The organism is Algoriphagus sp. (assembly GCF_024642405.1).
Taxonomy (GTDB): Bacteria; Bacteroidota; Bacteroidia; order Cytophagales; family Cyclobacteriaceae; genus Algoriphagus.
The window spans coordinates 1-2396 of sequence record NZ_JAHEBC010000487.1; the positions used below are offsets into that span (position 1 = coordinate 1).

2 protein-coding genes and 1 pseudogene are annotated in these 2396 nt (G+C 39.6%); all 3 read right to left on the reverse strand.

From position 1 onward, the window contains the following. Window positions 1-864, reverse strand: a pseudogene (locus Q0L68_RS19655) (amidohydrolase family protein); the annotation flags it as partial. A gap of 11 nt (window positions 865-875) precedes the next feature. After that, a complete protein-coding gene (locus tag Q0L68_RS19660; protein WP_296705944.1) occupies window positions 876-1637 on the reverse strand; it encodes a hypothetical protein in 762 nt (253 codons plus the stop codon). A 1-nt stretch (window position 1638) separates the two neighbouring features. Further along, window positions 1639-2396 (reverse strand): DUF6090 family protein (locus tag Q0L68_RS19665; RefSeq protein ID WP_296705945.1); only part of this gene is annotated, 758 nt, incomplete at its 5' end.

Here is a 2396-nt window from a genome sequence, read left to right on the forward strand (position 1 = left end):
TACAATTACGCCGGATTCCTTTGCCATTTGGATAAACTCCTCATCTATTACCTGATCATCCACGCTATGCACCAATACCTTGGCCCCCAATCGGATTGCTTCCTTGGCTTCGTCCAGATTGGTCGCATGGACGATCAGTTGATTTCCCTGAACTGGAATTTCTTCTGCTACAGCTCGGAGGCTTTGCATAAAAATGGAATCTTTCAGGTTAAAACTCCAGATTTTAATTCCTGTCGAGCCCATTGCGGTACTCTTTTTCACGTATTCTCTTCCAAGTTCAGGAGAAGTCAAAGCCAGCATTTGTCTGGCAGGTGGGACATTGAAGATGTCGAGTCGTTCTTGAGGAAAAGGCGTGAGTAAAGGTCCTGCCGCAGCCACATGAGGAGCATTCAGATTGGATTCTGCCGACTTGGCGAGATCAATGGTCCATTCATAGCCTCCCACATCATAGACTGCGGTTACCCCCGAACGGAGGTAGCTTTCCAGATAAGGGTTAGGATTTCTTTTCAATCTGGCTTGAAGGCTATCAAAGCGAAGCGTATCACGAATATCCAAGGCATCCGGTCGCCCATCAAAAAAGCCGGTTTGAGAAAAGTGCACGTGCGCATCGACTAGGCCTGGAGTGATAAACTTTCCTGTGACATCAATCAGATTGGCATTTTCGGGGATTTCAACTTCCGAACCTCCAATGGCTGATATTTTTCCATCATAAAGAATGATGACACTGTTGGAAATGGAATTTCCGGTACCATCAAAAAGCGTAGCGCCCTGCAGTACTGTAATGTTTGAATCAATTTCGGACGACTGCTGACAAGCAATAAGAACCAGTAGGCTGAGTGCGACTAAATGAGAAAACTTCTTCATAAAAGTTGGGGTTAGGTGCTGGTATCAATTTCTTTTTCTATGGCTTGGAGCAGTTCATTAAAAAACTTCAAAAGCTTTTTTTCATCATCCAGTGCATCAATCCTCCAAGAATCGATATTACTCATGATATCTTCAACCACTCTATTTTCAAAAAACCAATGGTAATCAGATGAATAAGATCCTTTTGGAAAATCTTCGTACTTACCATCTGATAAAATGCGGTTAGAGGAACTGATTTTGCCATCAATGGCAGGCCAAAGCCTGTTGATAATTAGATTTTTTACAACATCAAATTCTTCCAATCCATCGACTACTTCTCCTTCAAAGGAAGTCAACATGGATTTTAATTCTTCATTCCGAATGTAATCCAAACTGCCCGAGGCGATAAGAGATTTGATATACCCGTTTCTCACTTCAAATGTGTACGCTGTTTCGGCATTGAAGAGCAAAGTATCCAGTTTAGTGGAAGGAATTGTTGATATGTCTGTTCCGAAAAGGTTTAAGAGTTCGAAGCTACAGGCATGTGCCAATTCGTGATAGGAAATATCTGTTTCAAGATTTTTAATATTCAAAACAAGTTCGGTCCGAAGATTTTGAAGAATGCGCTGTTCAGCGATTCTGATTTTTCGTTCTTCATTCCAGTTATTGACCTGCAAGGCAATCAGAATCCCGATAGTCACTAAAAATATCTCACCAATTGCATACACAAGATATCGAGTCACCCGATTTTGGGAGAGGAGTTTTTGGCGGATTTTGCGGAATAGTGAGATCATTCTATTTCTTTTTATTCAATTCTTCCTCTACCATCTGGAGTGTTGTTTTCAGAAAGTCTTTTAAGTTTAATTCGTTTATTGACACGTAATCATTGTTATGCTTGTGATGCCAAATTTGATTCTCAAATTCTAAATAGTCCTCCTCAGCTAGATTAAGCTTAAATGGAGATTTTTCCTGATAGTTCTGGAGGTATTTTTTCTTGTCAAAAGGAAGTTTTTTTGTAAGCTCTCCATTTGCTAAGGGGAAACGCTTCATTAAAAAAGGGATCATGTTCATGGTATAATTATCCGATCTAAAAAGAATGTCTTCTTCCTGATCTATTAGGAGGGTCAACCAATTTATAATCTGAGTGCGTAAGGCATCATTCTTAAGTAGAGTTAATTTTCCTGAATTGACGATTTCACTAGATACTCCTGTTTGAGCATCAAAAGAATTAAATGTACCTATCCTCACGAGCAGGTCATCCAACAGTTCAGAATCATTTACGATAGAATTGGATCTTATTAATTGCGTGAGTTGCACACAGGCCTCAGTAACTTTAGTATTGATAGTGATACTAAAGTTTAACCCTTCTAGATTGTTTTCAAATTCATCTTTTAGCCCTAAAAGAATTTCTAATTCTTCTTTGTTTTCAATTCGCTGCTGATTCCAAGTATTGACTTGCAATGCAAGAAGAATCCCAATCATAACTAAAGCAATTTCCCCAAAGGCATAGGCCAGATACCTGGTGATTCGATTCTGTTGAAGCAGTTTTTGGC

Excerpts from the sequence above, each read along its gene's own strand:
- Q0L68_RS19660 (WP_296705944.1), bottom strand. The coding sequence starts at position 1,637 with ATGATCTCACTATTCCGCAAAATCCGCCAAAAACTCCTCTCCCAAAAT.